We start from the raw sequence: 20,203 nt of genomic DNA, 5'->3' as shown, positions 1-20,203 counted from the left end.
GGTTCAAGGCGTTGGATATGTACCCATTAATTTGGCTGCCAGTCTCCTATACTGTAATGTGAGAGTTTTGCACCGTTGCCCGACCGAGCAAACAAATGGCGGGCGGTGAAGAGATCAAGATGTCCACCGCCGACGTTCTTGAACATCGTTATTTCTCCGTCACTGGCGCGACCAGAGTGTTTTCCTTGACAAAGGTCGAACATGTCGGCGGCGATCTGCTCGCGGGTTATCAGACCACGGGCAAGTGGTTCTGCCACGTCACCTGATCCTTCGCAGCCACTGCGAGTATCAACGAATATACGGCCGGCGCGCCGAGCGACATCATCATCCGCTTCCCGCATTTGGGGCATGTAAGCGCCGATAAGATCTACGTGGCAGCCTGACTTTAGCAACGCCCCCTTCACTAGGGGGGCCGTCGCCATGGTCACGCAGGACACGATGTCAGCTTGCGCGAGGGCGTCGTTCAGATTGCCGACCGCTGAGATGTTGGTCGGCAGATGTTTCAGTCTTGCCGCAAGTTCGGTCGCTTTCTGCGGATTGCGGTTCCAGATCATCACCCGGCTGATTGATGGACGCACGGAAGTATGTGCCTCGATCACATGCGGCGCGAGACCGCCGGCGCCGATAACGACCAGCACTTCGGCGTCCTTACGGGACAGGAGATCGACGGCCAGTGCCGAGTCGGCCGCCGTCTTGCGGAAGGTGAGGGCAGCACCGTCGCAAGTCATCAGCGGCGCGCCCGTTTTGCCGCTGATCAGCGTGACCAGACCCTGCACGGACGGCTCGGGAACCGGTAATGAAGGATTGTCCGGGAACACCCCGACGAGCTTGACGGCAATCACGTCCCCGGACGCCCAAGCGACCAGAGAGACGAACTTGTTCGTCTCATTGCCGCTGTCGCTCAGCACTTGCACACGCGACTGGGGCATTGTGCCATCGCGGTGGGCCAGACGCAGGGCCTCGACCAGGCCGGGATAGTCGAGCAAGGCATGGACGGTATCGGCATTCAGATGCTGCATGGGTCGCTTTCGGATTCGGATATCTGGCTCACAGCACGCGAGCGAGGAAAGACTTGGTACGGGCGTGTTGCGGATTGGACAGCACTTCTCTCGGCGGACCTGACTCGACGATGACGCCACCATCCATAAAGATCAGGTGGTCGGCAACGTCACGGGCAAAGCTCATTTCATGCGTGACGACGACCATCGTCATGCCTTCCTCTGCGAGCTGGCGCATCACGGCCAGGACCTCGCCTACCAGTTCCGGATCGAGCGCCGATGTCGGCTCGTCGAAGAGCATCACCGCCGGCCGCATCGCCAGCGAGCGGGCGATGGCCACGCGCTGCTGCTGCCCGCCGGAAAGCTGTTTCGGATAGTAATGGGCGCGCTCGCGAAGGCCCACCTTGTCGAGCAGCGCCATAGCCTCCCCAACGGCTTCAGCTTTTCTGCGGCGCTGAACGATGATGGGTGCCTCGAAGACGTTCTCAAGCGCGGTTTTGTGCGGAAAGAGATTGAAGCTCTGGAATACCATGCCCATGCGCTGCCGCTGGGCTGCCAATTCGTTGAACGACATCTGGCGCAGGGTGTTGCCATGCCAGCGCATGCCGACCGGGTCGCCATCGAGGAAAACGACGCCGGAATCCGGTACTTCGAGATAGTTCAGGCAGCGCAGCAGGGTGCTCTTGCCGGAGCCAGACGGCCCAACGATACAGGTGACATCACCGAGCCTGACGCTCATGTCGATGCTGTTGAGCACCCGATGCGTTCCGAAACTTTTGGAGAGGCGCTCGACATTGAGCAGCGGCATGGCGGCATTCATATGGAAACCTCCGTGCGGCGCGGCGCCCAGAACTTGCTGCGGAACAGCGACGATAGGACCAGGCTGAGCTCAAGCGGCTTGCCGTCATTCAAGCGGTGTTCGATGTAATGCTCAATAAGGGTCAAGATCGTCGAAAGCACCAGATACCAGATCGTTGCAACGATCAGCAGCGGGATGGTCTGGTAGGTGCGCGAATAGATCATCTGCGCGGAGTAAAGCAGGTCCGGAAGAGCTAGCACGCTCACCAGCGAGGTGAACTTCAGCATCGAGATGGTGTCGTTACCGATCGGCGGGATGACGATCTTCAGCGCCTGCGGCAGCACGATGCGGCGCAGTGTCTGGGAGCGGGTCATGCCGAGAGTTGCGGCTGCTTCCGTTTGTCCAACGTTGACGGCCTGAATGCCGGCCCGGATCATTTCGGCCGCATAGGCGCTTTCGGTCAGCGCCAGCCCGAGCACGGCTGCGCTGAAGGGCGTGATCAGAGAATTCATACTGGCGGACCAGAGCTCTGGTCCGAACGGAATGCCGATCGACACGGTCGGGATCAGCAGAGCCAGATTGTACCAGAAGATCAGTTGGACGAGGGGCGGAACTCCGCGGAAGAACCATATCCATGCCCAGCTCGCTGTCTGGAACACGGGATTGCGCGACAGTCGCATGATGGCAAGCACGACGCCGATGGCAAGCCCAATGATCATGGCAACAAAGGTTAGCAGCAAGGTGCGGCCGAGCCCTGCCAGGATTTCCGGACTGAACATATAGCCTGCAACGACATCCCAATGCAGGTTTTCATTGGTAACCAAGAGGCGAATGAACATGAACACGAAGATCAAGAGGGCGGCCCCGCCGATCCACCAAGACGGATGACGCAGTGGCACCGGTTTCGTCAGGTGGATATCGGGACGTCCCGATGCCGGATTTTTGAGATCGTGAACCATTAGCACCTCTGGCAGAAAACGATCGGAGCCGCAGCGCGCGGCTCCGCGATGTTGAAGCGGACAGATCATCGCCCTTATTTCGCGACAGGGTTTGCTTTGTTGACGAGCAATGCTTTGTCGAGCATGCCGGAACCATCGACACCCCATTTCGCCATCAAAGCCCCGTAGGTGCCGTCATCGATCATTGCTTGAAGCGCGTCCCTGAGAACTGGCCCAAGCGGATCGTCACGGCGCACGCCGATGCCGTTGAATACGGCGTTGCTGGTCAACTTCGATACACCAAAGCGGCCCGTCTGTTGGGCAAGATACTGTAATTTTGCCGAACCGGCAGCGACCATTTCGACACGACCGGACGAAACGGCAAGTTCCGCCGCGTTTTGCGTCGTGAACTGCTGCAGGTCGATTCCTGTTGCCCCGGCCTTGACGCAGGTCTCGTCGCTGACCTTTGTCAGGTACTGGAAGTCCCAGGCACCGGTGAGCACCGCGATGGAATGGCCGCAGAGATCCTTCTCCGACTGGATGTCGAAGCTCTTTTCCTTAAGGAACGCGTAGGCTGTTCCTTCCTTGCGCTGCGGTACGAAATCCAGAACCTCGAGCCGTTCCTCGGTAACGCCGAAGGAGGAGAAGCCGGCATCGAAACGCTTGCTGGCCAGTCCTGGAATAATCGCATCAAAGCTGGTCGGCGTGAACTTGAAGTCTATGCCGAGCTTTTCCGACATGGCTTTGGCCATATCGATGCTCCATCCCTTCAATTCGCCGTTTTCGACGAATTCATCCGGCGGCCAGTCGTTGAACGCGGCCACGTTAACGCCGTTTTTCTGGTATTCTGACGGAACTGCGTCATGCAGTGTCTGATCGACGCCTGCGGCATTGGCAGATGCCGCCATGGCGATGACCAGAACCGTTGCGGCAATAAGCTTGCCGACAGGTGCTTTGATTGTCATGTCATTCCCCTTTCTTGTCTTTATGTGTTCCTCCGGTCCGCACCAGGAAACAGGCCACCTCAAAGTTGGAGATTGAACCGGTGTTCTAATTGTGCGAACGTTCTCACAATAGAAGCATCCGTTTTTCGCTTCCGTCAAGTGAGAAAGTTCGCGAATGGCAATTCAGCTGCAAAAACGAACGGAAAGGCCTGTCAAATATGGGCTTGGCGTTGTATCCGGCACGGAGCGATCGCGTCCGTCGTCTTCGCTCTCGCCGGGGCCCGGCCGATTTTCAGGGCCTAAAGTGTTCAAGCAGTCGAGTTCCGGGGAAGCGTAATGGCAGACAAGCGTGCTGACAAAGTCACGATCACCGAAGTTGCCAAGCAGGCCGGGGTGAGCACCGCAACGGCGGGCCGCGTTCTGGGGGGGTACGGGTATACAAGCGAGGAAAACAAGGAAAAGGTGAGACGCAGCGCCGAGGCATTAGGCTACCGTCCCAACCTTCTCGCCCGAAGCCTTATTACGGGCAAGACCAAGACGATCGGCGTCGTTGCGGGCGATATACAGAGCCCGTTCTACGCGAGCATCTTGCGCGGCATCGCTGACGTTGCCCGCGCGCAAGGCTTCGGCGTGCTCCTTACGAACAGCGACGAGCTGCTCGACCGCGAGATCGAGGCCGTGCAGCTGCTGCTTGAGAAACAGATCGACGGTCTGATCGTTGCGCCCTGCGACACGTCCGGCTCGCAGCATCTCCATGCGGCCGCAGCCTCGGGCTGCCCAATCGTCCAGATCGACCGGCGCGTCAACGGGCTTTCCGCCGATTCCGTGACGCTCGATAACCGCGGCGCGGCAAGCGAGAGCATTGCGCAATTGCTGGCAGCAGGCCATCGGCGGATCGGCATGGTGGCCGAGCTGGAGCGCTGGGAATTCGGCGACACGGAAAGCTTCATCGATCGCGTTATCGAAGGATCGATCGATCCTGCCAGCCTTTTTCCCAGCTGGCAGCGTCTATTCGGGTATATTGAGGCGCACCGGGCGGGCGGGCTTTCCATTGACCGCAGCCTGATCGGCCGGGTGGGCACCTATTCCGTGAAAGCGGCGAGAACGGCAACGATGGAACTCCTATCCCGCGCCGACAGGCCAACAGCGCTGTTTACCGCAGACGGACTGATGTCGGCTGTGGCGATGGATGCGATCACCACGCTCGACCTGCAGATTCCAACTGACCTGTCATTGATCTGTTTCGATGACCTCGACTGGATGAGCTTCCTGAAGCCGGGCATTACGGCGATCGCCCAGCCCCTGACGGAAATGGGGGAGGCCGCCGCCCGGCTTATTCTTGCGCGCATCAGTGGGGAAGGCGGCGAAGAACAGCATCAAGTTCTGAAGCACACGCTGGCACTGCGCGGCTCGGTCACGGAACCTCAGGCCAAAAGGGCCTGAAGCTCCGGCACATCGCCCGACAGCACGATCGGCGCGCCATAGCCGACGGCTCCGAAGTAGCGGCAGGTCTCGGCGGCTGCGGCTGCGGCTTGCGACAGCAGAACCGGAGGCGTCTCGCCGGCGACCAGCCCGTAGAGAGTGCGCGCGATGAAGGTGTCGCCGGCACCAAGCGTATCGACCAGTTCAGCGGGGGATGCTGGAACCTCGAACAGGCCTTCTGCTCCGAGAAGCATCGCGCCTTTGCTACCGCGTGTCACCAGAACCCATCCGGCCCCACCTTCACGCAGTTCGGCTGCCACGGCCAGTGCCTCGTCACGCGCAAGATCGCCGCCGGAGACCGATGCCAGGAAGCAAAGGGGGGCAATCGCACGGCGATGATCCGGATCGCGGCGAGTCGAGAAGTCATAGGACAACAATGTATGTTCCGCCGCCGACGCAACATAGGTGTCCAGCCCGCTTGATTGCCCGATATGCACGGCCGCGAAATCCTTGAGGAAGGCGATATCGTCATCGACCGGTGAAAACATCGACACGCCGAGATCGGCGCGCACGAAGACGCGGTCGGCATCGCGGTGGCCGATGATGCAATAGGCGGTTGGTCCGTCAAGGATACGCAGCCGCGTCAGGTCCACGCCCTCATTGAGGAGCGCTGTCTCTATCACCTTGCCGGCTGTGTCCGGACCAATGGCTCCGATATAGGCTGAATGTCCGCCAAAGCGGCGGATGAACACGGAAACGTTGAGGCAGTTTCCACCGGGGAACATCGTGCCATTTGAAATGTAGCAATCAACGACATTGTCTCCCATCGCAGCTATTTTGATCATCTGTAGTCTTTCCGATTGACAAGTTGTGAGAACGTTCGCACATTGGAGAAAAGCTGTCAACGCAGACGATGATCGGGACGATTGGTAGGAATGCCGGGGCTGAAAAACGGCCTCCGGCTGCGCTCCAAATCGTGCCTGGGTATGGAAGTTGCTTGGCAGCGGGATTTCATTCACAGCGCCTTGACGGCGCAAAGACACACGAGGAAACAATGAAGACTGCCATTAATCCAGATATCGCCAAGGCGCTCGAAGCGCTGGCAAAAAGACCTGTTTCCCAAGTCTTTCTCGTCGCTTGCGGTGGTTCGCTCTCGATCATGCATCCCGGCAAATATTTTCTAGATCGCCATTCCAGAACCATTACATCGGATGTCTACAACGGCGATGAATTCGTCTGCCGTGACCCGATGAAACTGGATGACCATGCCATCGTCATCCTGTGCTCGCAGACGGGAACAACGGGCGAGACTGCGCGCGCCGCCAAACACGCCAAGGCAAAGGGCGCAACCGTGATCGCCATGACGCTCGATCCCGCGTCGCCACTCGCCGATGCGGCGGATTTCGTGCTGCAATACCAGGCGTCCTACACGACAGGCGTTGCCATCGATGCCGCCAACAGCAATTACGGCGTGCTCTACATGTTGCTTGCCGGCCTGGTAAAGATTTCCGATGGAGCCGACCATCTGCCGTCCCTGCTAAAGAGCCTCGGCAACTTGCAGCCTGCCATCGAAAAAGCGCATGTACAGTATGCAGATCTGTTCACGACCTTCGCAGATCGTTTCAAGGATCGCGATGTGATCTACACGACAGCGAGCGGCGCGAACTATGGGGCCGCCTATTCCTTCGCAATCTGCGTCTTGATGGAAATGCAGTGGATCAATTCGCAGGCGATCCATGCCAACGAATTCTTCCACGGACCGTTCGAAGTCGTCGACAAGAATGCCTGCTTCATCACGATGATCGGCCTCGACGAGACCCGCCGTTTGGAAGAGCGGGCGCGCGATTTCCTCTATCGCTTCGGTGATAAGGACAACATCCTGGTGCTAGACGCCAAAGATTTGGATCTCGCCGGTATCGACAAACAATTCCAGGGTTATCTCGTACCCCTTATTTTCTTCGACGCCCTCTGGAAGTTCGCCTACAAGCTGGCGGCGCACCGAAACCAGACCATGCTGGAAGCCCGCCGCTATATGAAGAAGATCAACGACTACTGATCGCAGAATCCGGCAGGCGACCTGTCTGCCGGATGTCTCCCAAGTGCTGATCCAGTGGCCTGCGTTTTTTAGTCCGAGGACGGCTCCGTTTGGCTGCTCCCGGCGACGTTGTTGAAAGGTGGCCCAACGGAGCCGCGTTCGATGATCGATGTCGGGAGTACCAGCCGTTCGGGTGGTCGCGTTTCGCCTTTCAGGCGGCGGATCAGCAGTTCCGCGACACTTTTGCCAAGCGCATAGACCGGCTGATCGACGACGGTGATCGGTGGACTGGTGACGCTCGTCCAATCGGCATCGTGGAAGGTGATCAGCGAAATATCTTCAGGCATGCTCAGGCCAACCGCCTGGATGACTTTGACGATCTCCAGCCCGATCAGGCTGTCGGAGGCGAGGATGGCAGTCGGCCGGTCGGGCGTCGAGAGCAGCCTCGTCGCGATCCGGCGCGTCTCCTCGGGGCTGGTCGCGCCGAGCCGGATATGGCGTTTGGGATCGTTGATGCCGGCATCGTGGCAGACTGCGAGAAAGCCCTCGATACGCTCGCGCACCGATGAGGTGTAGATCTGCGTCGGATCGCGAAATTCATGTCCCTCCGCATCGACGGCGGTGACATAGGCGATATCGCGATGACCAGCATCGACGAATAACCGGGTCGCACGCATGGCGACGTCGCGGTCATCGACGGTGACCGTATCGACATCCAGATCGGGCAGGGCGCGGTCGAGCAGGGCGAGCGGCCTGCCCGAGCGATGGATGTCGCGTAGGTGCGACACATCGCGCGATTCAGATGGTGTAACAATGAGCCCGTCGACGCGCTTGCCGATCAGCAGTCGGACCGCCGCTTTCTCCACTTCGATCTGTTCGCTGGAATTGGCAAGGATGACGTTGAACCCTGCGGCCCGTGCCGCGTCGCTGATGCCGCGCACGGCAAGGCTGAAGAAGGGATTTTCGATATCGCCGACCACGACGCCGATGATGCCGGACTTGCCGGTCGTCATGCTGCGGGCGAGCTCATTTGGCCGGTAGTCCAGGGCTTTGGCCGCCGCCAGGACGTCTTCATGCACCTTGTCGCTGACGGTGCCGTAGCCGCCGAGGACGCGTGCTGCCGTCGCCTTTGAGACATTTGCCTCTTTGGCTACATCGCTGACGGTGACGGAACGGGATTTGGTGGTTGTTTTTTTCATCTCGGCAAGGACTACAAGAGTTGTTGACGCAAGGTCAATGTCACGCTAACAATTATCACTGAGACCGGTCTCAATCAATATGAGACCGGTCTCTTTTAAAGAAATGAGCTTGGAAAGAAACGGCTACGACCTTCGTCAATCCTGTGAATGCCGCCGCTGGGGCCTCTACAGGGCGGTGGAAATTCGCCGCTTTCTCTTGAATGCCGAAAAAGAACAGTCCTTCAGAGTGGAGAGAAGACATGAGCAAGATAGGAATTCTCAAGTCGTTGATGTCGCCGGTCCGGAACGGTGCAATGGCTCTTTTGGTCGCATGCGCAGGCTTCAGTCCCCAGGCCATTGCCGCCGATGACAACCCCTATGGCTTGATCGACGCCAAGGTCATCAGCGTCGGTACGATGGGTGATGCTAAGCCCTATACGTTCACGCAGGCCGATGGGACGTTCACAGGTTTCGACATCGAGTTCTTCCTGAACGTCGCAGGTCGCCTCGGCTTCACGCCGGAACAGGTGATCTTCACAGGCCAGGAGTTTTCAGCGCTGATGCCATCCGTCGCCAACGAACGTTTCGACGTTGCCGTCGCCGCCATCGGCACGACGGAGGCGCGCAAGAAGACGGTCGATTTCTCCGATGGGTACCTTGCCGGTTATCTTTCGGTGCTGACGGCCGATAAGGCGATCACCGATGCGGCCGGCCTCAAAGGAAAGCGTCTCGGCGTCGTGCAAGGTACGCTGCAGGAAATCTATGCAACGAAGAACTTCACCGGCACGGATCTCGTCAGGTTTCCTGACAACAACTCGGCTGTCTCGGGCCTGAACAACGGCACCGTCGATGCGCATTTCCTCGATTATGAGGCCGCAAAGGAGTATGGTGTCCGTTACCCGGATCTGAAAATCGCCGCGAACATTCCGTCCTTCGATGCTCCTGCGGGCTTCGTCTTGCGCAAAGGCAACGATAAGCTGCGTGAAGCGCTGAACACCGCGCTACATGCCGCCATGCAGGACGGTACTTGGAAGACGCTTTACGAAAAGTGGTTCCCAGGTTCGCCGATGCCGGATGAATATCTCCCCAAGAAGTGACCGCAACGGCCACCGGCGATCTTTGCCGGTGGCCGAACGACACGCTGAAATGCCTCAGAACGAACGGCAGCCAGCGCAAATCGAAAAGGGGACAGCATGAACTGGCTTGAAAACCTGCGCCGAAGCTTTCTCGACTGGCAGGCAATGGCGGATGTCTTGCCGAGCATGATCACTATCGGCCTAAAGAACACGCTGATTCTGGCAGCGGCTTCCACGGTTCTGGGCGTGGTTCTCGGCATGGTGCTGGCCGTCATGAGCATTTCGCCATCGCGCTGGCTGCGTATTCCGGCACGGATCTATACCGACATCTTTCGCGGCCTGCCGGCCATCGTCACAATTCTTTTGATCGGGCAAGGCTTTGCCCGCATCGGCCGCGAGCTTTTTGGGTCATCACCCTATCCGCTTGGTATCCTGGCCCTCAGCCTGATTGCCGGAGCCTATATTGGCGAGATCTTCCGTTCCGGCATCCAGAGCGTGGAACGCGGTCAGATGGAAGCCTGCCGGGCGCTGAGCATGAGCTACGGGCAGGGCATGCGTCTGATCATCATCCCGCAAGGCATACGGCGCGTGCTGCCGGCGCTGGTCAACCAATTCATCGGCAATGTCAAGGATTCGAGCCTTGTGTATTTCCTCGGGCTTCTGGCCTCCGAACGCGAAATTTTCCGCGTCGGCCAGGATCAGGCCGTCGTGACCGGCAATCTTTCGCCGCTTCTTCTCGCTGGCGTGTTCTATCTCGTCATTACCGTGCCTTTGACCCATGTGGTCAATTACATCGACAACACATTGAGGCTGGGCAAACACAAGGCAAGCACGCTGACCAGCGGCCTCGCCGAGGTGAGCGAACTCGCTGTCGGTACACCTTCGGTGGCCGAAGCGCCGGCACAGGTGCACTTCAAGGGCGGCAGCCTGGCAATCGGCAAGCTCGACATGGCCTATGGCGAACTTCAGGTCCTGAAGGGCGTCGACTTGGCGGTAAAGCCGGGTACGGTCACCTGTGTCATCGGTCCCTCCGGATCCGGCAAATCGACGTTGCTGCGCTGCCTCAACAGGTTGGTAGAACCCAAGGGTGGAGACGTACTGCTCGACGGCGACAGCATCCTGGCCATGAAGCCGGAAAAACTGCGCCGCAGGGTCGGCATGGTGTTCCAGCATTTCAACCTGTTTCCGGATCATACGGCGCTCGAAAACGTCATGCTGTCGCTGACCAAGATCAAGGGCATGCCGAAGCAGGAGGCTGAGCGGATTGCAGAAGCGCGGCTCGCGGATGTCGGGCTTGCCGCCCGCGCTCATCATCGTCCGGGCGGGCTTTCCGGCGGCCAGCAGCAGCGCGTGGCGATCGCCCGCGCGCTTGCCATGGATCCGGAAGTCATCCTGTTCGACGAAGTGACGAGCGCGCTCGATCCGGAACTGGTGAAGGGTGTCCTCAATCTTATGGCCGATCTCGGCCGGCGCGGCATGACCATGGTGATCGTTACGCATGAGATGGGCTTTGCCCGCAAGGTCGCCGATCAGGTGGTGTTCATGGATGAAGGCCGGGTCATCGAGGCCGGCACGCCGGCTGCCATCTTCGACAATCCGCAAAGCGACCGTTTGAAACACTTCCTCGCCGAAGTGCTGTAGCCGGGGCTTTCTTCTGTTCGTCGCGCTCGTGCTGCTGTGATCAGTCAGCTCCGTGCGACATAATTCAATGTCCATCCAGTGAGAGATACTATCATGGCATCATTTTCCTCCATCTCAACGGTCGTCGTCGTCGGCGGCGGCATCTTCGGGGTTTCCACCGCCGTCCATCTTGCGCGGCGCGGCATCGCCACAACGCTTGTCAACGACGGTCCGCTGGCTGGCGGCGCGTCGGGACGTTCGCTCGCCTGGATCAACAGTTCCCGCAAGCGCTCGCCGGAATATCAGCAACTGCGCATGGTCGGCATCGATCGCTACCGGACGCTTTCTGTGAAATATCCGGATGCCGACTGGCTGCGGTTCGATGGCGGCCTCACCTGGGATGCCGACGATGCGTCCAACGAGATTGCCGCCGTTTTCGCCCATGAGCAGGACCTCGCTTACGACGCGCTGTTTTTGTCCGCCGGAGAGATCGCTTCAGTCACGCCGGGTATCGATGCGAGCACGGTCACGCCGCAGGGGGCGATCTTCAATCCCGGCGAAGGATGGGTCGATCTCCCTTCGCTGATCAAGATTCTGGGTGCGGAGTTCACCGAACGTGGAGGAACGATTGTCACCGATGCCGGCCGCGCCCTGGTCACGATCAAGGACGGTCGTGCAACTGGAGTAGAAACAACCAGCGGTCGGCGTTTCGACGCTGATGCGGTTCTTCTGGCAACCGGAGGCGCCGTGCCGGGCATGGTTGCCGAAATCGGACAGCATATCGCAGACGCGACCCCAATTGCGCTTCTCGTGCGCACCAAGGCTATGAACCTTCCGCTAAAGGCCGTGCTCAACACCCCCCGTGTCGCGATCCGCCCAACGCCGGATGGCGCACTGGCACTCGATTCCGCTTGGTCGGAAGAAGAGGTCGTCGTCAAGGCGGACGGAACCTACGAGGTCTGGGATTCGACGATTCAGGGTCTTCTCGATGAGGCCTCGAAAATCCTCGAAGGCAATCCAAAGCTCGAATTCGCGAGTTATGGCGTCGGGCCGAAGCCGATTCCCGGCGACGGCGAACCTGTGTTCGGCCAGCTGAAGGATATAGAGGGCTACTACGTTGCTTTTAGTCACAGCGGAGCAACCCTCGGCCTCATTGCCGGAGAACTCCTGGCTGGTGAAATCGCCAATGGCACGGAGCACCCCTTGCTCGCGCGATTTCGTCCGGCACGCTTTTCCTAAAGACAAGGGATCACTGGGGGCAATCATGCCTTTCTGAGGCGGCTGTTAAGCCGGTTGCCTCAGAATGCCGATTGTCGATCTTGGAAAATAGAACGACTGAAGGACTATATTCAAGGCGATAGGGACGGTTCTTGCAAGACCTTGAAAACTCGCGGTGTCGCAAATTCAAATCCCTTCCAGGCGTGCGAGAAAGTCAAAGCACCTCAAGCGGAAATTAGTTCCGCGCTTTAGGCAGCCCGACTGTTCAGAACCTTCAGAGTATATAAAACCTGCTCAAGTGTACCGCAGGTTGCCGCTTAGCGGAGCCTACAAAAGTGCGTCAGTCATTTTGACGAGGTGAGCGACCGAGGTCGCCTTCATGTTCCGCATCATGTGACCCCTGTGAAGTTTCACGGTTGGCTCCGCGAGTGTAATTCGGCCACGATTTGTTTGTTGAGCCTGCCGGCGATGACTAGGGTTAGAATCTGGCGTTCACGTTCGGTTAGAGACTTATACGTCGTCCGGGCCGAAGTCTTCGAGGTACTTTCCTCTCGGCGAGCTGCATCATTTGCAATGGCGCGGTTTACGGCTTCAAGCAAATCTTGTTTACGAACAGGTTTGCTCAATACGTCGATGGCGCCAGCCTTCATTGCCCGCACGACCATGGGCACATCGACGTGAGCGCTTATTAGAACGACAGACCTGGGCAAGTCGCTTTGAGACAACGCTTCCTGAGACACCAACCCGCTTTGCCCGGGAAGGCGGATATCGAGGACGATGCATCCCGCTTTTTCGGGATCGTCTGCGGCAATAAACTCCTTCACAGAGCCGTGTGTCTCGGCGCTAAGTCCTACAGACTCAAACAGCCCCTCCAGAGCTTCCTGGACGCTGTGATCGTCATCGATGACGATAACCGCGGGGCGCCGATTCATCCTGTCATCAATCAACGGCTGTCTCCTCGAGGCTGGGCAGCGTGAACATAATTGACGCGCCCCTGGGCTGGTTGCTTCCAGCCCAAATGCGGCCGCCATGCGCTTCCACGATAGATCGGCAGATCGAAAGCCCCATTCCAATCCCGTCCGATTTTGTGGTGTAGAACGCCTCGAATAATCGGTCGAGCTCGTCAGGGGATATTCCGTGTCCTGTGTCGGAAACACTGACTTCAATGTCGCCACCGGTTCTTCTCACACACCTGACAGTGATGACCGCCCTCTCATCAGGATGCATGGCTTCAGCACTATTCATGATCAGGTTGAGGAGAACTTGCTATAGCTGCGCACGATCTCCCAGCACATGAACAGGGCCGGTCGTCATATCCGTGACGAACTGCAAGCCTCTTGAATGCAACTCTTTTCGCATTAGGAACAAGACATCCTGTAGCACCCTACCCACGTCGGTTCTCTCCATCCGCACCGGAGATCGCTGAGCCATGGCGCGAATGCTGGCGACAATCGCGCCCGCACGGTGGCCATCGTGCACAACTCGCTCTGCGGCGGATTGACGTTTGACGACCTTGGTATTGCGGCGGCTTTGAAACAGCACGTCAAGAACGAAGCCATCCTGGTCGAGTGCCCGCCACAACCCATGTTTCTTGCCGACAATGTGCGTAGAAGAAATGAATGTTGGCGCCAAGCATGTAGCGTTCAGCAGCTGAAGATAATTGGTATTAGACTTGTCACAACACCTGCGATCAACCTGATGTTAGCCGCGAGTTCCGGGAGGGCGAGATCTGCGAATTGATCAGCGTGGCCAGCAACCTTCAGGGAGGAGTAACATGCAGAAACGATCAGTGACACGACGGGGATTTCTGGGCGCCGCGGCGTTGCTCGCGGCGACGCTCGGTGCGCCTTCGATCCTACGGGCAAAAAGCTATGCTAGGCATCCCGTGCGGCTGTTTGTCGGAACGGCCGCTGCCGGCAGCAACGATCTCGTTGCGCGGTTGATCGCGCAGCCGCTCTCCGACATGCTTGGCCAGCCCGTCGCCGTGGAGAACCGACCGGGCGGCGCGACTACCATGTCTGTAGGCCTTGTCGGCAATGCGCGACCCGACGGGCACACGCTGCTCGTCTCCAGTTCGGCAGCGGTCGCGACTTATATCGCCAGCGCCACCAAGCCGCCGAACTTGGTCGATGACCTGTCGCCGATCGGGATGATCTGCGACGGAGCGTTCATCTACGCGGTACACAAGGACGTGTCGGCAAAGTCTACGGCGGAATTCATCGCCTTGCTCAAATCGGAGCCCGGCAAGGTCCGTTTTGGCGCCACTGGAACAGGCGGGGGAATCCATCTCTCAGGTGCGCTTTTCCAACAGAAGACGGGCACGGAAATGACTGTGATCCAGTATGCCAATGCAGGAATGCGTCTTACCGAGCTTCTCGCCAACCAGACGCAGCTCGGCATCGCTGGTGCCGCAGTCTTGGCGCAACAAGTCAAGTTGGGCGCCCTGCGACCGCTGTTCGTGGCCGGATCCGAGAGAACCGCCCTGTTTCCGGACGTGCCGACAGGCGCGGAGGAAGGCGTCAGCGGGCTGGATGGCATCAGCAACTGGTTCGGGCTGCACGGACCGAAGGACCTTGATCCGCAGATCGCAGCAGATCTGAATGGGATGCTGCAGAAGGCCCTGACGAATGCCAAGGTCCAGGACGGGTTTGCCGCCAGCGGTCTTTTTGCCGTTCCGGGCAAGCCGGACGATCTTGTCGCGCGGATGAAGAAGGACGTCGTGGTGATGACCGAAGTGGTCAACACCGGCGGTATCCGGATCGAGTAGGCTGAGGGTCGGCCGGCGCGTGCCGCCGGTCTAAGACTGCCTCAGGCGTGATCGGTCGAGCAGATAGAGCACGGAAGCAATGACGACAGCCGCGCCGAAGAGCATGTGCAGGCGCGGCTGTCGCCGAAGATAACCAGTCCGAACAGCAATCCCCAGACGAGCTTGAGATACTGGGCGGGTGCGACGAGTGCTGCGGGTGCCATCCTCAGCGATTGGACCATCAGGAATTGCGCCCCTGCCATCGCCGTGCCACCGAGAAGGACGACCGGCAGATCGGCCGGATCCGGCAGCGTGGCCGTCAGCACCAACCCCGGCAGTCCGACGAGAAAATGGCCGAGCGCGACGGCGCCGACCAACATGAAGCGCGATCCCCGATTGGCCGAGCTACGCAGCAGCAGCGTCACGGTGATGCTGACGAAGGCGCATAGAAGTGCCGCGGCATGTCCGAGCGACAGGGCATGTCTTACCGGATCGATGACAATCAGTATCCCTCAAAAACCCAGCGCGATCGCGCCCCATTCCTTTCCCAGGATTTTTTCGCCAAGCAGGGGCGCGCTGACCGCCGTTACCATCAGGGGCGCGCAGAAGATGATCGCGTAAACATCAGCCAGCGGCAGCACCGAATAGGCGTAGAAACTTGCCAGGGCGCCTGCCGCCGCCAGTGTTCCGCGTAAGGCGAGGCCGCGCGGGTCGCTGATCGCCGACCGGCTGGCCTGGGCGGAGATCACGAGCGCGAGAGCGACGAGCGACCCGGACACCACGGCCTGCATCGAAATCACCTGATAGACGGAATAGGTGCTGGCCAGCCACTTCGCGCATGCGTCATGGATCGAGAAGATTGACTGCGCGGCAAAGCCGACGAGCACGCCGCGCAGGGTGAGGGACATGACGATGCTCACGGCATGTACGATCCGCCGGTCACGTCGAGGATGGCGCCGGTGACGAACCCCGCCGCGTCGGAGGCAAGATAGGCGACTGCGGCCGCGATATCCTCAGGCTTGCCGATGCGCCCCATCGGCGTCTCGTTCAGCGCCGCCTGCAGCGTTGCCTCGTTGCCGGGCAGGGCGCGGTTCAGTTCGGTATCGACCCGCGACGGGGCAATGCAGTTGACCGTGATGCCCTCGGGGCCAACTTCGCCGGCTAGAATGCGCGACAGTCCGAAAAGGCCGGCTTTCGAGGCGGAATAATGGGCGTTGCCGAAGGTGCGCATGCGGCCGGAGCGCGAGGAGATGGTAATGATTCGCCCCCAGCCTGCGCGGCGCATGGCTGGAAGGCAGGCCTGCGCCATGAGCATCGGGCCAGTGAGGTTGACGGCAAGGGTAGCGTTCCAGATATCGAGCGGCATATCGGCGACGGTGGGATTGCGGCCGTTGACGCGCGGCAGGATGCCGGCGCTGTTGACCAAAATGTCGATCCGCCCAAAGTCGCGCTCGACTGCGGCGACCGCCTCCTTGATCGATTGCGGATCGGCCACGTCCAGCCGGTAGCCGCTCGCATCGATGCCGCTTGCGCGAAGGCGGGCAGCGCTTTCCTCCGCGCCTTCCCGGTTGATGTCGGCAAGCGCCACGCGGACACCGTCCAGCGAGAGCCGCTCTGCCGCCGCATAACCAAGACCGCGCGCCGCCCCGGTGATCAGGGCCACTTTTGCCGGTACTGTCATAATGTCTCCTTCACAGCCATGCGACCGAGGCCGCGCCGATCCTTGCGCGCTCGCGCACGGGAATGCCGGCAAGGGCGGCCACCGGAATTTCGAGCGACATCGCGGTGCCGAGCGGTAGGGCGGCAATGATTGCCGCCAGCGGAACGACGCCTTCGCCGGGCAGCAGCCGTGCACCGCGTGCCTCGTCCGCAAGATCTTTTTGCGCCGGCGACACGGCGGAGGCGTCGCAGATCTGAAGGTGGGAAACGATGCCCGGTTTGAGCGCCGCAATATCCGACGATCCCGCCCCGGTTCGCTGCACATGCAAGGCGTCGAGAACGATGCCGGCATTCTGCGCGCCAGATCGCTCGACGATGTCCACGGCTGCTGCAAGACTGCCGATGGAACGGAAAGCCATGAATTCCACGCCGACACGAAGGCCGAACTGTGCGGCCAGCGTGCAGATTTCCGCTAGTTTTCCGGCGTCGCCTTCCGGCGGGATATCGCCCGGCCCATGGTCCGGTTCGAAACCGAGACAGGAAATGCGTGAGGCGCCGAGCATGGCCGCGGTTTCAAGGGTCTGCTTCAGCGCCTCCGGCTCTGGCAGATGACCGAGAACCAAGGCTTCGACATCGAAGACAGTGACGTCCGTGTCGCGGCAGGCGGCGACGATCTCGCGGACAAGCGGCGCATTCCCCACGATATCTACCTTCAGCTTTCGCAACGCGCCGGAGCGCAGCGGCAGCCCGACGGCGCCGAAGCCCGCGTCGGCCGCGGCCTCGATCAGCGCAATCGGTCCCTCGTCGTTCATGCCAAGCTGTGCAAGCGATAGATGGGCAGGGTTCATGACGGGTCTCCTTCGGCGATGGCGTTAGCGGCGATCCAGGCGAAGACTAGGGCCGGCCCGAGCGTGATGCCTGGGCCGGGATAGGCGCCGCCCATGATTGAGTGCATGTCGTTGCCGATGGCGTAAAGGCCGGCGACCGGTGCATCGGCTTTGTTCAACACACGGGCGTTGGCGTCCGTGCGCAACCCGCGTGCCGTGCCGAGATCGCCGCTGTAGACCGCCACCGCGTAAAACGGTGCCAGATCGATCGGTGCAAGACAGGGATTTGGCACGATGGTGGGATCGCCCAGCGCCCGGTTGTGGCCACTGTCGCCCTTGCCGAAGTCGGGATCCCGGCCGTTGCGTGCCGCCGCTGCATGAGACGCGATCGTCTCCGCCAACTGTTCGGCCGGCAGACCCAGTTTTCCGGCCAGTGCGATGATTGTGGGTGCTTCGATCAGATAACCGTCGCGGACCAGTTTGCCATTGCCCAGATGGGCGGGGAACGGCCGCGCAAGCCCCAACCCATAGCGCTTCAGCGCCCGCGCGTCGCATATCAGCCAAGCGGTGGGTTCGCCCGGTGCCAAGGATTTCAGGCGGCTGAGGGCCGTGCCGAAGCGATGATAGGAATCGGCTTCGTTGGTAAAACGACGCCCGTGGCGGTCCACGGCGATGACCCCGGGCTTTGCGCGGTCTAGCACCAGATGAGCGATGCGGGCAATTTCCGATTGTCGCCGACGATGAATGGAGACCGGCGCGCGAAAGAAAGTGCTGGAGCCGGTCTCGGCCAGCCGGCCGCCGACCGACTGCGCCAGTGCGATGCCGCCACCATCGGACGAGGCGCTTGCCATGCTGAGATGGGGAACGCTCGGGTCTCGATGTGCAAGCGACATTTTCGCATTGCCTGAAAATCCGCCGGTTGCAAGAATCACGGCCCTGCGGGCGTGGAGATGACCCGCAACGCCATCGATGTCGATCTGCGCGCCGGTCACCCGCCCATCGCATAGGGTCAACCGACGGACACCGACGCCAAGGAGTAACGGTATTCGCTGCCTGAAAACGGCATTCGCCAGCTGTCCGACCAGAGCGCTACCCACCACCAGCCGAGTGCCCCGCCGCCAGCCGGTCAACCTGTCGCCGAGATAGCGAGCGAGCAGCGAAAGACCGCGCCGGGTTGCACCGACGGTCCGGCCGAAGCCGAGCAGGGTCTGCACGTCCGCCCGGTTGACCATCATCCCGCCGAAGACGAGATGGCTGGCCAGCGGTTGTCGAAGTTGGCGCAAACGATGTCCGAGCGCCCGGCCGTCGAAGATATCGACATCCAGGACCCGGCCCGTGTCCGAGGCGCCGACAAGCTCCGGATGGTAATCCGGCGCAATCACCCGGGGCGTGTATCGCAGCGCGCCGCACTTATGAAAGAACGCGAGTGCCGTACCGGCGTTGCGTGTAAAGGCTTCCCGCCGCGGCCGGTCGTCGGGGTCGGCCAGCGCATCGAGATAGGTCAGTACCTTGCCTTCATCGTCATCGCTCGTGTCCTTGTCATGCAACGGGATCCAGATGGCAGCGCCGGAGAGCGCGGACGTGCCGCCGAAGACAGGTTCCTTTTCGAGGATGACGACCTCCAGTCCCATCTCCTTTGCAGCGACGGCAGCGGCGAGCCCGGCAGCCCCCGCGCCGATGACGATCACATCGGTTTCCGAAGGGCAATAGGCCTGACCTTTTGCCTGCTTAGCGGCTGGCGCTGCGGGTCCAAGCATGGTCAAGCGACCCGCTGCGCCACCCGGCCGGCTGGCGGGATGGCCACGGCGCGGCAATCCTCGATCAGTTTTTGCACGTCGTAATTGTCCTCGACCGTGACCCAGAGCGGCGTACCGTTCTCGATCGCGTCGACGAAATGCTCCAGTTCCTTGATGAACTGGTTGACACCGGCGACGCCCGGAAGCGTGACATCCTCGCCGTTCTTGCGATATCCTGTGGCGGTCAGGACGATCGACCCCTCATCCGTTTCGGCCTCGATGCGGAGCCGGCCAGCGTCGGTAATCATCAGGCCGTCGTCGCAGATCGGCGGGTTCGGCGACCAGCTGCTGAGGACCGTTGCGGTGACACCGGACGGCGAAACGAGCGAGGTGAAGAAGAGATCCTCGGTCGGCGCCTCGAAATGCACGTTGTCGAGCTGTGCAAAACGCGGCGTCAGCTTTTCGCCGGCGAACCATGTGGCCAGATCGATCTGGTGAATGGCGTTAACGAGAAGCGCGCCGCCAATGACTGGCGCGCTGCGCCAGCCCGCCATTGAAGGCTTGCGAACGTTGGTCGACAAATGCACCCGCCGCAGATTGCCCATGCCGCGCAACGCGTCGAGAAAGCCCCTGATATGCGGGTTGGTTCGCAGAAGGTAGCCCGGCATGATAGTAACCGGCACGGTCCGGGCAAACTCGACCAGGGCCAGAGCCTCCGTCGTGTCCGGCGCCATCGGCTTTTCGCACATGACGTGCTTCCCCGCCAGCGCCAGACGGCGCGTCAGGTTGGGATGCAGGTGCGGCGGCAGGGCAAGCGTTGCGGCGTCGATGCTGTCGAAGTCCAACTCGTCGAGGGATCTCAAAGCCTTCGCACCGACCTTTTCCGCCTGTGCGCCGCAGCCGGCGCCTGGGTCGATCAGGGCGACGATATCATGGCCCATCTCTGCAAGTGCGTTGACATGCCGCGACCCGGCCCAGCCGAGCGATCCGATAACTGCAAATCTCAT

General features: G+C 60.4%; 18 protein-coding genes and 3 pseudogenes. 6 read left to right on the top strand and 15 right to left on the bottom strand.

Annotated elements, in window-relative coordinates:
• Window positions 1-26 precede the first annotated feature (26 nt).
• The 4 genes from ASD32_RS22415 to ASD32_RS22400 form a co-directional block, all read right to left on the bottom strand.
• Window positions 27-1,019, bottom strand: coding sequence for an ornithine cyclodeaminase family protein (locus tag ASD32_RS22415; protein WP_060640251.1), 993 nt, complete (start codon window positions 1,017-1,019; stop codon window positions 27-29).
• Between the two features lie 28 nt (window positions 1,020-1,047).
• Window positions 1,048-1,818, bottom strand: coding sequence for an amino acid ABC transporter ATP-binding protein (locus ASD32_RS22410; protein WP_060640250.1), 771 nt, complete (start codon window positions 1,816-1,818; stop codon window positions 1,048-1,050).
• Entirely contained in the window at window positions 1,815-2,756 is a 942-nt protein-coding gene (locus ASD32_RS22405) for an amino acid ABC transporter permease (RefSeq protein ID WP_060640249.1), read from the bottom strand. Before ASD32_RS22405 ends, ASD32_RS22410 begins: the two co-directional genes overlap by 4 nt.
• Window positions 2,757-2,830: 74 nt before the next feature.
• Window positions 2,831-3,700, bottom strand: a complete 870-nt coding sequence (locus ASD32_RS22400) for a transporter substrate-binding domain-containing protein (RefSeq protein ID WP_060640248.1) — start codon at window positions 3,698-3,700, stop codon at window positions 2,831-2,833.
• A 315-nt stretch (window positions 3,701-4,015) separates the two neighbouring features.
• On the opposite strand from ASD32_RS22400, the gene ASD32_RS22395 reads away from it, so the two are divergent.
• Window positions 4,016-5,122, top strand: a complete 1,107-nt coding sequence (locus tag ASD32_RS22395; protein ID WP_060640247.1) for a LacI family DNA-binding transcriptional regulator — start codon at window positions 4,016-4,018, stop codon at window positions 5,120-5,122.
• On the opposite strand, the gene ASD32_RS22390 is transcribed toward ASD32_RS22395, so the two are convergent.
• A complete protein-coding gene (locus tag ASD32_RS22390; protein WP_060640246.1) occupies window positions 5,104-5,946 on the bottom strand; it encodes a PfkB family carbohydrate kinase in 843 nt (280 codons plus the stop codon). The two genes, ASD32_RS22395 and ASD32_RS22390, sit on opposite strands and share 19 nt — an antisense overlap.
• 209 nt (window positions 5,947-6,155) lie before the next feature.
• Between ASD32_RS22390 and ASD32_RS22385 the strand changes: the two genes are divergently transcribed.
• Window positions 6,156-7,157: an SIS domain-containing protein gene (locus tag ASD32_RS22385; protein WP_060640245.1), complete on the top strand. Its 1,002-nt coding sequence runs from the start codon at window positions 6,156-6,158 to the stop codon at window positions 7,155-7,157.
• Between the two features lie 68 nt (window positions 7,158-7,225).
• Here ASD32_RS22385 and ASD32_RS22380 read toward each other — a convergent pair whose 3' ends face one another.
• On the bottom strand, window positions 7,226-8,335 hold the full coding sequence (locus tag ASD32_RS22380) for a LacI family DNA-binding transcriptional regulator (RefSeq protein ID WP_060640244.1): 1,110 nt from the start codon (window positions 8,333-8,335) through the stop codon (window positions 7,226-7,228).
• A gap of 239 nt (window positions 8,336-8,574) precedes the next feature.
• Here ASD32_RS22380 and ASD32_RS22375 point away from each other — a divergent pair, with 239 nt between their 5' ends.
• The 3 genes from ASD32_RS22375 to ASD32_RS22365 all read left to right on the top strand — a co-directional run bounded on the left by ASD32_RS22375 (window position 8,575) and on the right by ASD32_RS22365 (window position 12,249).
• Window positions 8,575-9,411, top strand: coding sequence for an ABC transporter substrate-binding protein (locus ASD32_RS22375; protein ID WP_060640243.1), 837 nt, complete (start codon window positions 8,575-8,577; stop codon window positions 9,409-9,411).
• A 96-nt stretch (window positions 9,412-9,507) separates the two neighbouring features.
• On the top strand, window positions 9,508-11,031 hold the full coding sequence (locus ASD32_RS30985) for an amino acid ABC transporter permease/ATP-binding protein (protein ID WP_060640242.1): 1,524 nt from the start codon (window positions 9,508-9,510) through the stop codon (window positions 11,029-11,031).
• Window positions 11,032-11,124: 93 nt separating this feature from the next.
• The gene (locus ASD32_RS22365; RefSeq protein WP_060640241.1) at window positions 11,125-12,249 is read left to right on the top strand and encodes an FAD-binding oxidoreductase; all 1,125 of its coding nucleotides are present in this window, start codon (window positions 11,125-11,127) and stop codon (window positions 12,247-12,249) included.
• Between the two features lie 306 nt (window positions 12,250-12,555).
• Here the strand turns inward: ASD32_RS22365 and ASD32_RS22360 are convergent.
• The 3 pseudogenes from ASD32_RS22360 to ASD32_RS30360 all read right to left on the bottom strand — a co-directional run.
• Window positions 12,556-13,175 (bottom strand): annotated as a pseudogene (locus tag ASD32_RS22360) (response regulator).
• Window positions 13,168-13,482: pseudogene (locus ASD32_RS30795) on the bottom strand (ATP-binding protein); the annotation flags it as partial. The pseudogenes ASD32_RS30795 and ASD32_RS22360, both read right to left, overlap by 8 nt.
• A gap of 246 nt (window positions 13,483-13,728) precedes the next feature.
• Window positions 13,729-13,830 (bottom strand): annotated as a pseudogene (locus ASD32_RS30360) (DDE-type integrase/transposase/recombinase); the annotation flags it as partial.
• A gap of 172 nt (window positions 13,831-14,002) precedes the next feature.
• Between ASD32_RS30360 and ASD32_RS22345 the strand changes: the two are divergent.
• Window positions 14,003-14,995 (top strand): tripartite tricarboxylate transporter substrate binding protein, encoded by a 993-nt coding sequence (locus ASD32_RS22345; RefSeq protein ID WP_082546887.1) that lies wholly within the window; start codon window positions 14,003-14,005, stop codon window positions 14,993-14,995.
• A 41-nt stretch (window positions 14,996-15,036) separates the two neighbouring features.
• On the opposite strand, the gene ASD32_RS22340 is transcribed toward ASD32_RS22345, so the two are convergent.
• From ASD32_RS22340 to ASD32_RS22315, 6 genes are all read right to left on the bottom strand, one after another.
• Window positions 15,037-15,354: a hypothetical protein gene (locus ASD32_RS22340; RefSeq protein WP_156383295.1), complete on the bottom strand. Its 318-nt coding sequence runs from the start codon at window positions 15,352-15,354 to the stop codon at window positions 15,037-15,039.
• A gap of 132 nt (window positions 15,355-15,486) precedes the next feature.
• Window positions 15,487-15,894, bottom strand: coding sequence for an EamA family transporter (locus tag ASD32_RS22335; protein ID WP_156383294.1), 408 nt, complete (start codon window positions 15,892-15,894; stop codon window positions 15,487-15,489).
• The gene (locus ASD32_RS22330) at window positions 15,891-16,655 is read right to left on the bottom strand and encodes an SDR family NAD(P)-dependent oxidoreductase (protein WP_060640235.1); all 765 of its coding nucleotides are present in this window, start codon (window positions 16,653-16,655) and stop codon (window positions 15,891-15,893) included. The genes ASD32_RS22335 and ASD32_RS22330 overlap by 4 nt, the downstream gene beginning before the upstream one ends.
• A gap of 10 nt (window positions 16,656-16,665) precedes the next feature.
• Entirely contained in the window at window positions 16,666-17,481 is an 816-nt protein-coding gene (locus ASD32_RS22325) for a TIM barrel protein (protein ID WP_060640234.1), read from the bottom strand.
• On the bottom strand, window positions 17,478-19,148 hold the full coding sequence (locus tag ASD32_RS22320) for an FAD-dependent oxidoreductase (protein WP_060640269.1): 1,671 nt from the start codon (window positions 19,146-19,148) through the stop codon (window positions 17,478-17,480). Before ASD32_RS22320 ends, ASD32_RS22325 begins: the two co-directional genes overlap by 4 nt.
• 71 nt (window positions 19,149-19,219) lie before the next feature.
• Window positions 19,220-20,203, bottom strand: a complete 984-nt coding sequence (locus ASD32_RS22315; RefSeq protein ID WP_060640233.1) for a Gfo/Idh/MocA family oxidoreductase — start codon at window positions 20,201-20,203, stop codon at window positions 19,220-19,222.

This window comes from Rhizobium sp. Root483D2, from assembly GCF_001426685.1.
In the GTDB taxonomy this organism is placed as follows: domain Bacteria; phylum Pseudomonadota; class Alphaproteobacteria; order Rhizobiales; family Rhizobiaceae; genus Pararhizobium; species Pararhizobium qamdonense.
Note: the sequence above shows the minus strand (reverse complement) of the source record. Positions and strands in the feature narration are given on the sequence as shown.

Coding starts and splice junctions, on each gene's coding strand:
- ASD32_RS22400 (WP_060640248.1), bottom strand. CDS start 3,700: ATGACAATCAAAGCACCTGTCGGCAAGCTTATTGCCGCAACGGTTCTG.
- ASD32_RS22365 (WP_060640241.1), top strand. CDS start 11,125: ATGGCATCATTTTCCTCCATCTCAACGGTCGTCGTCGTCGGCGGCGGC.
- ASD32_RS22340 (WP_156383295.1), bottom strand. CDS start 15,354: ATGTTGGTCGGCGCCGTCGCGCTCGGCCATTTTCTCGTCGGACTGCCG.
- ASD32_RS22380 (WP_060640244.1), bottom strand. CDS start 8,335: ATGAAAAAAACAACCACCAAATCCCGTTCCGTCACCGTCAGCGATGTA.
- ASD32_RS22330 (WP_060640235.1), bottom strand. CDS start 16,655: ATGACAGTACCGGCAAAAGTGGCCCTGATCACCGGGGCGGCGCGCGGT.
- ASD32_RS22410 (WP_060640250.1), bottom strand. CDS start 1,818: ATGAATGCCGCCATGCCGCTGCTCAATGTCGAGCGCCTCTCCAAAAGT.
- ASD32_RS22375 (WP_060640243.1), top strand. CDS start 8,575: ATGAGCAAGATAGGAATTCTCAAGTCGTTGATGTCGCCGGTCCGGAAC.
- ASD32_RS22395 (WP_060640247.1), top strand. CDS start 4,016: ATGGCAGACAAGCGTGCTGACAAAGTCACGATCACCGAAGTTGCCAAG.
- ASD32_RS22345 (WP_082546887.1), top strand. CDS start 14,003: ATGCAGAAACGATCAGTGACACGACGGGGATTTCTGGGCGCCGCGGCG.
- ASD32_RS22390 (WP_060640246.1), bottom strand. CDS start 5,946: ATGATCAAAATAGCTGCGATGGGAGACAATGTCGTTGATTGCTACATT.
- ASD32_RS22385 (WP_060640245.1), top strand. CDS start 6,156: ATGAAGACTGCCATTAATCCAGATATCGCCAAGGCGCTCGAAGCGCTG.
- ASD32_RS22325 (WP_060640234.1), bottom strand. CDS start 17,481: ATGAACCCTGCCCATCTATCGCTTGCACAGCTTGGCATGAACGACGAG.
- ASD32_RS22415 (WP_060640251.1), bottom strand. CDS start 1,019: ATGCAGCATCTGAATGCCGATACCGTCCATGCCTTGCTCGACTATCCC.
- ASD32_RS22405 (WP_060640249.1), bottom strand. CDS start 2,756: ATGGTTCACGATCTCAAAAATCCGGCATCGGGACGTCCCGATATCCAC.
- ASD32_RS30985 (WP_060640242.1), top strand. CDS start 9,508: ATGAACTGGCTTGAAAACCTGCGCCGAAGCTTTCTCGACTGGCAGGCA.
- ASD32_RS22315 (WP_060640233.1), bottom strand. CDS start 20,203: ATGAGATTTGCAGTTATCGGATCGCTCGGCTGGGCCGGGTCGCGGCAT.